This window comes from Mesorhizobium sp. M2A.F.Ca.ET.037.01.1.1 (genome assembly GCF_003998075.1).
Taxonomy (GTDB): Bacteria; Pseudomonadota; Alphaproteobacteria; order Rhizobiales; family Rhizobiaceae; genus Mesorhizobium.
The window spans coordinates 1-7,249 of the sequence record NZ_RZSA01000256.1 but is presented as its reverse complement, the minus strand read 5'-3'; the positions used below and the strand labels follow the sequence as shown (position 1 = coordinate 7,249).

General features: G+C 64.0%; 8 protein-coding genes and 1 pseudogene. 6 read left to right on the top strand and 3 right to left on the bottom strand.

Annotated features, from left to right (window positions below):
* Positions 1-879 (top strand): FAD-dependent monooxygenase (locus EOA27_RS14890; RefSeq protein ID WP_127256578.1); only part of this gene is annotated, 879 nt, incomplete at its 5' end.
* A 45-nt stretch (positions 880-924) separates the two neighbouring features.
* On the opposite strand, the gene EOA27_RS14885 is transcribed toward EOA27_RS14890, so the two are convergent.
* From EOA27_RS14885 to EOA27_RS14875, 3 genes and pseudogenes are all read right to left on the bottom strand, one after another.
* On the bottom strand, positions 925-1,422 hold the full coding sequence (locus EOA27_RS14885; RefSeq protein WP_126083061.1) for a GAF domain-containing protein: 498 nt from the start codon (positions 1,420-1,422) through the stop codon (positions 925-927).
* Between the two features lie 51 nt (positions 1,423-1,473).
* Positions 1,474-2,013 (bottom strand): GNAT family N-acetyltransferase, encoded by a 540-nt coding sequence (locus tag EOA27_RS14880; protein WP_126083062.1) that lies wholly within the window; start codon positions 2,011-2,013, stop codon positions 1,474-1,476.
* Positions 2,010-2,319 (bottom strand): annotated as a pseudogene (locus EOA27_RS14875) (DUF1778 domain-containing protein). Before EOA27_RS14875 ends, EOA27_RS14880 begins: the two are co-directional and overlap by 4 nt.
* 179 nt (positions 2,320-2,498) lie before the next feature.
* Here EOA27_RS14875 and EOA27_RS14870 point away from each other — a divergent pair.
* From EOA27_RS14870 to EOA27_RS14850, 5 genes are all read left to right on the top strand, one after another.
* Entirely contained in the window at positions 2,499-2,927 is a 429-nt protein-coding gene (locus EOA27_RS14870; protein WP_126083064.1) for an NUDIX domain-containing protein, read from the top strand.
* A complete protein-coding gene (locus tag EOA27_RS14865) occupies positions 2,924-3,901 on the top strand; it encodes a GlxA family transcriptional regulator (RefSeq protein ID WP_126083065.1) in 978 nt (325 codons plus the stop codon). Before EOA27_RS14870 ends, EOA27_RS14865 begins: the two co-directional genes overlap by 4 nt.
* 309 nt (positions 3,902-4,210) lie before the next feature.
* Positions 4,211-5,509, top strand: a complete 1,299-nt coding sequence (locus EOA27_RS14860) for a Xaa-Pro peptidase family protein (RefSeq protein ID WP_126083066.1) — start codon at positions 4,211-4,213, stop codon at positions 5,507-5,509.
* Between the two features lie 25 nt (positions 5,510-5,534).
* Positions 5,535-6,212: an isochorismatase family protein gene (locus EOA27_RS14855; RefSeq protein ID WP_126083067.1), complete on the top strand. Its 678-nt coding sequence runs from the start codon at positions 5,535-5,537 to the stop codon at positions 6,210-6,212.
* Positions 6,213-6,217: 5 nt separating this feature from the next.
* Positions 6,218-7,189, top strand: coding sequence for an alpha/beta hydrolase (locus EOA27_RS14850; protein WP_126083068.1), 972 nt, complete (start codon positions 6,218-6,220; stop codon positions 7,187-7,189).
* Positions 7,190-7,249 lie beyond the last annotated feature (60 nt).

Genomic DNA, 7,249 nt, shown 5'->3' with positions numbered 1-7,249 from the left:
GTGCTGCTTGAGGAAGCGGACGATGGCGGCCGACCCGAAGTGCTGCGCGGCGATCTGCGGCGCATTCTGATAGACTCGCTGCCCGCCGACAGCATCCGCTGGGGAAAGAAGCTTGCCGGCGTCGCCGCTCTGGGTGGCGGCCGGCACGAACTGACCTTCACCGACGGATCGGCTGTCGAAACCGGGCTTCTCGTGGGGGCTGACGGCGCATGGTCGAAGGTGCGGCCGCTACTGTCGGACGCAACGCCACGTTATGTCGGCGCAACGTTCATCGAGACGTATCTATATGATGTTGACGATCGACACCCCGCCGCCGCCGAAGTGGTCGGCTTGGGCACAATGTTTGCGGCTGCCCCGGGAAATGCGATCGCCGCGCATCGAGAAGCGGGAGGCGTCCTCCACACCTATGTTCAATTGAGCCGGCCCGCGGGATGGTTCGCACGCATCGACTTCACCGATGCCGACGCCGCCAGAACCCGGATCGCCGCCGAGTTTGAAGGCTGGGCGCCAGCGCTCACCACGCTGATCACCGACGGCGAAACCGCGCCGGTTCCGCGCATGATCTACACGCTGCCCGATGAACACCGCTGGGGTCGCGTCGCAGGCGTGACACTGCTCGGCGATGCCGCGCACCTCATGCCACCGTCCGGCGAGGGCGCCAACCTGGCAATGTTCGACGGCGCCGAGCTCGGCAAGGCGATTGCCGCGAACCCGTACGACATCGAGAAGGCACTTGCCGACTATGAGAATCCGATGTTTGCCCGCGCCGCCGCCGAAGCCCCGGACGCGCGCCAGGTGCTGGAGCTTTGCCTCGGCGAACGCGCGCCGTTCTCACTGGTGGACTTCTTCAACGACGTCGCGCAGGAAAAGCACGCGTGATCCTGACGGCCCTTCGAACGCTCCAATCGCAGCGAGCCTGTGCCCTCAGTCCTCGAACTCGCACGCCGCTACATAGATAGCGGCCAGTTTCTCGATACCGGCCTGGTCCTCCTTGTCGAAGCGACCCGGCAGCGGGCTGTCGAGGTCGAGCACGCCGAACGCGCCATCGGCGTCGCGCAACAGCACCACCAGCTCGGAGCGCGAATCGGCATCGCAGGCGATGTGGCCGGGGAATTCGTTGACGTCCTTGACCAGCATCGACATGTCGAGCTCAATGGCCTTGCCGCAGACGCCCTTGCCGACGGCAATGCGCACGCAGGCCGGCTTGCCCTGGAAAGGCCCGAGCACCAGCTCGTCATCGGAGGCGAGGAAATAGAAGCCGGCCCAGTTGAGGTCGGGCACCATCTGGTAGATCAGCGCCGCCGTGTTGGCGGCATTGGCGACGGAATCGCCCTCGCCTTCCAGCAACGCTTTCAATTGCGCGGCCAACTCCTTATAGAAGGCCGGCTTGTCCTTGGCGTCGATGGCGGTTGCCGCGAACATCGTATTGTCTCTCCGTTGCAAGCCGAGGCTCGGCCTACAGATTGCTGTGCATCAAGATAAGTCCTGAACGGTTTTGACCGGCAGGAACAACCGCAATTCGTTGGACGGCAATGCGGTGAAACCATGATCGAGATAGAGCTTCTTTCTGCGCGCCACCTTGGCTGGGTCGCCGCAATCCAGCACGTCCAGCATGACAACGGCAATTCCGATCTGCTCAGCAACCCTCGCTATGCGCACCAGTGCGTCGAGCAGAAGGTCGCCGCCATATCCATTGCCTGCGAATCGCAGGTCAACACCCATCATGGACAGATAGGCCGCAGGGATGCTCCCATGTCCCGGCCGGGTTCTCGCGTATTTGTGCGGCAGCTCGCTATAATCCACCGAGTGCGAATTGATGGCGTAAAAGCCGATCAGGTCTCCGGCCGGACTGACCATCACGAAGACCCGAAGATTGTCGGCTTTGGATAGCTTGTTGGCGGTCCTTTTGAAGAAATTGTCGACCTGATCTACGCCACAGGAAAAAGCCGTTCGATCGTGCTTTTCAGGATCGAACGGCTCTATGACGTTGGCGACTTCGGGCTGCCGCGTCACTTGGAAATGACGGTTTTGACATAGCGCGCAAACGACGCCCGCAGCCGATCCGTCGGCTGCGGCGGATTTTCGAGGGCCGCAAAGAAGGCAGCATGGTCGACAGGCCGCAGAGCGGTGCGCTCATGAGCCTCAATCGTTTCCCATGGCGGCCTTGTATGCGGCATTCATTGTGAAAACCGAGTCGTCGACACCGGCAAGAGCTGCGGCTTGCTGAATGGCTTTCTTGATGCGCGGCTTTGTGCGGAAGTTCATCCGCTCGCTGCTGCGCTCCTCGATCTCTCGAATTTCATCATGGAAAGTTTCCATGTCCTTGCTCCTTCGCCTTATGTACGTCGCATCGGCGTACAGGTCAAGAAAATTGCATAAGAGCAAGCTGCGGCGGTTGCCGCAAACTTCCTGGTCGTTTCTCCGTTGCAAGGGCGCGCACGTGCCCGATACAGTCCGGCCTCTCTGCCACCAAAACCGCCGCCGGGAAACAGCCTGTCGTGACCTCCAGCCATTCCGGAACAGTGACGACCAGGACAATCCGCATCGCCGCCGCGGTGATCCGCGACGAAGGCGGCAGGCTGCTGCTGGTGCGCAAGCGCGGCACAAAAGCCTTCATGCAGGCCGGCGGCAAGATCGAGCCGGGTGAGTTGCCGGCCGCAGCCCTGGCGCGCGAATTGCGCGAGGAACTGGGCATCGTCGTCGATCCGGGCGCTGCCTCGCATCTCGGTTTGTTTTCGGCGCCTGCCGCGAACGAGCCAGATGCCCGTGTCGAGGCCGAGCTGTTCGAGCTTTCCATCACAGACGAGCCGATCCCCGCGGCGGAGATCGACGAGATGATCTGGCTTAACCCGGCGCTGGCGAGCGGCATGGAACTGGCGCCGCTGACCGCCGATATCGTCCTGCCGCGCTACGGCCGCCAACCATGAATTCACGCAACGTGGAAAAACAGGCGGTGGGCGGAGCGCCTCTTACCTTCGCGGTGCTGGTCTTTCCCGGCTTTCCGATGATGGCGTTTTCGTCCGTTATCGAGCCGCTGCGCGCCGTCAACATTCTTGCCAAGCGCGAGTGCTACCACTGGGTGATCGTCGGCGCCGATCCGGGCACGGTCGAAGCCTCCAACGGCGTCGTCATCCAGCCCGGCTTTTCCGCGGCGGACGCGCCGAAGGTCGACCGCATCGTCGTCTGCTCCGGCGGCGATGCCGACCATGTCGTGGCCGATGAAGCGATGAGCTGGATCCGCAAGAGCCTGCGCAGCGGCGCTTATATCGGCGCTGTCGCGGACGCCGCCTTCTTCCTCGCTCGCGCCGGGCTGCTCGACGGCCATGCCTGCACCTTGCACTGGACCAGCCAGCCCGCCTTCACCGAAGCGTTTCCGGATATCGAGCTTCGGCGCGATCTCTTCGTCATCGACCGCAAGCGTTTCACCTCGGCCGGCGGCGTCGGCAGCCTCGACATGATGCTGGAGATCATCACGCGCGACTGTGGCGCCGAGCTCGCGGCGGGTGTCGCTGAATGGTTCGTGCACAGTCCACTGCGCTCCAGCGTCGACCGCAAGCTGATGCCGCTCAGGCTGCGCACCGGGGTGCAGAACGAGCTGGTTCTATCGGCCATCGCCATCATGGAGGACGCGGTGGAGGAGCGGCTCGGCATGGCGGAACTTGCGGAGCGGCTCGGTGTGTCGCCCGACAAGCTCGAGCGCAATTTCCGCGCCGAGCTGGATATCTCGCCTAACGGCTATTACCGGCGGCTCAGGCTGAAGCGGGCGGCCGACCTTTTGGCGCATTCGACACTGATGGTGCGCGATGTGGCGCTGGCCTGCGGCTTTGCTTCGATGTCGAGTTTTGCGAGGGCTTTTCGCGAGGAGCATGGGCACGCGCCGAAGGCGATGCGGAGGCATTAGGGTGCAGTGCGCGCTGGCGCGATGAGACGCTGGCGGGACAGCGCCACCTCTGGCCTGCCGGCCATCTCCCCACTTGGGAGGAGATTGGCAGCCTCGGCGCCGCGCCCTTGTTGCAACTTCGGCAATTGGCGAAGCCCTGCGCGACATCTGATCTCTCCGCTCGTGGGGGAGATGTCCGGCAGGACAGAGGGGGGCGCGAAGGATCGCTACACTGCCCATTGCCCTGCGGCATCCGGCACAACAATCGCGGAATGCCGCACAAGCTCAAAACCCTGGCCGGCTATGGTCTCCGCAACAGGAGACCTTCTGATGAGCATCGTCGTATTCGATCCCGACAGCACCGAGGATGTGGACTTCAAGGAGCGCATGCGCCACCCCGCAGCGGCCGATCCAGCGGGCGGCATGTGGTTGTCGGACACCGAACCGTCCTTCATCGACGCCGACGCACTGCGTAAGGGACGGCTTACCAAGCTGCGCGCATGGATGCGCGAGGCGGGTTATGGCGGCGTCGTTTTGTTCGATCCTTACAACCAGCGCTACGCCACCGGTTCGCGCAACATGTTCGGCTATTTCCTGCGCAATTCGACCCGCTACTTCTTCATTCCGACCGAAGGGCCGATTGTCCTCTTCGAATATCCGCAGAGCTACCATGTCTCGATGGTGCTCGACACGATCGGCGAGGCGCGGCCGTCCAAGCTGGTCTGGTCATCGGTCTCCGGCCGCGACGACGAAACCGCCGGCCCCTTCGCCGACGAGATAACCGAGCTTCTGAAAAAGCATGGCGGCGGCTCGATAAAGCTGGGGCTCGACCGCTGCAGCCACCTGCAGGCGCTGGCGCTGGAAAAGCGCGGCTGCGAGGTGAAGGACTGCCAGGGCGAGATCCTCGCGGTGCGCGCGGTGAAGACGCCAGAGGAAGTGAAGTGCCTGCAAGCATCGATGGCCGGCGCCGAAGCCGCGGTTGCTGCGGTGCGCGAGGCGATCAAGCCCGGCGTTTCCGAAAACGAGCTCTTCGCCATCATGTATCACGAGGTGATCCGTCAGGGCGGCGAGTTCATCGAGACCCGGCTGCTGACCTCCGGGCAGCGCACCAATCCGTGGTTCAACGAAGCGAGCGGCCGCAAGATCAGGCCGGGCGAACTGGTCGCGCTCGATACCGACACGATCGGCTGCTACGGCTACTACTCCGACTTCTCGCGTACCTTTCGCTGCGGCCCGGGCAAGCCGACGCCCTACCAGAAGTCGCTCTACCGCATGGCGCACGACCAGGTGCAGCACAATATCGGCATCGTGAAGCCCGGCATGGCTTTTCGCGAGATTGCCGAGAAGGCGTGGAAAATCCCCGACCGTTTCGTCGACCAGCGCTACACATCGGTCATGCACGGCGTCGGCATGCATGGCGAGACGCCTTTCATCGCCCACTCGATGGACTACGAGACCTATGGCCGCGACGGCATCATCGTGCCGGGCATGGTGGTGAGCGTGGAAAGTTATATCGGCGAGAAAGGCGGCCGCGAGGGCGTCAAGCTCGAGGACGAGATTCTCATCACCGAGACCGGGACCGAGCTGCTCTCGCGGTTTCCTTATGAAGACGAATTTCTTGACAAGTAGCGCCCACATACCGACAGCACATTGCATGAAAACGCCCATTTCCATCCGGCGCGGCACGGTGGCCGCGGTGTTCATCGATCTCCAGGAGGAGCATCGCAAGGACGAGCGCTATCTGGTCGAGGGGTTTGCCGACATCCTCGCCAATGTGCAGCGCCTGCAGGAGGCGGCGCGGCGCAATTTCGTGCCGCTTTACCACTGGGCCTATATCGTCGACCTCGCGGCGGCGCGGCCGTTCCACCCTGTGGACCAAAGCGGCAAGTCGGCCTTTTCCGACAAGGACGATCCGCTGACCGCGATCTGCCATGAAGTGGCCCCGCGGAACGGCGAGGCCATGCTGGTCAAGCAGGAGGCAAGCGCCTTCGGCAGGAACGATTTCGGCGACAAGCTCAAGGCGGCGGGCATCGAATGGCTGGTGATTGCCGGCGTCTGGACCGAGGCCTGCATCGACGCCACGGTGAAGGATGCGGTAGCGCGCGGCTTTCGCGTGCTTTTGGCCAAGGATGCCTGCGGCAGCGCCAGTGCCGCCATGCACCAGACCGGCATCCTCAACCTCGCCAACCGGCTCTATGGCGGCGCCGTCACCAACACGCTCGACGCCTGCCGGCTGATGGCCGGCGACACGGTGAATGTGTGGCAGGTCGAGGGTTCGGTGCCGCTGCGCTTCACCTTCGAGAACGCGGCGCAGCTCTACGCCGAGCTTTGACGGCAGTGGGCGGCGACCCAACCGATTCGGCGAGCCGCGGCAAATATGCCGATCGGCTCGACCCGGAGCTTTGGGAATACATCGACAAGGTCAACAGTTGGTACCCGCCGGAGATCGTTGCGGCATTCATACCCGAGCAGCGCGCCGTCTATGGTCGGATGTGCGTGGCGTTTCACCAAGGTCGTCCGGAGGGCGTGACGGCCAGCGACGGCCTCGTGGCGACGGGCTCGCATCCGATCCCGGTCCGCCGCTATCGCATGGCGGGCAAGCTGGAAGCGGCGATCGTCGTCTATTATCACGGCGGCGGTTTTGTCCTCGGCGATCTCGACAGCCATGACGACATCTGTGCCGAAATCTGCGCCGGCACAGGATTCGAGGTGGTCTCGGCCGACTACCGGCTGGCGCCGGAACATCTGCATCCGGCTTCCTTCAACGACGCGCTGGCGGTGTTCGAATGGGTCGCCGCTACCAGCGCGCTGCCGATCGTGCTTTGCGGCGAAAGCGCCGGCGGCAATCTCGCCGCCGCGGTGGCGCAGGCGGCGCGGCGGCATGTGCGGCGCGCCGTCGGCCAAGTGCTGATCTATCCTGGCCTTGGCGGCGATGAGACCGGGCGCTCCTATGTCGAGCACGCCGAGGCGCCCCTGCTGACGCTCGCCGACATTGAGTTCTACCGCCGCGTCCGGTCCGCGCCCGCGCAGTCACCCGACGACCCAACGTTCTCGCCGCTCAGGGATCGTGACTTTTCCAGACTGCCGCCGACAGTGATCGTCACTGCCGAGTGCGATCCGCTGTCGTCGGACGGAGAGGCCTATCGCGACCGGAGTGTTGCCGCTGGCGGACAAGCGTGGTGGCGCGAGGAGAAGCGGCTGGTGCACAGTTTTCTGCGCGCGCGTTCGACCGTGCCCAGCGCGGCGGAGGCGTTTGGGCGGATTGTTGCGGATATCGGCGCGCTCGGACGGGGCGAGTGGCCGTATTGAACGGCGCTCCCCCTCACCAGCCTCCGCTTCGCTCGGCTGACCTCTCCCCAAGGGGAGAGG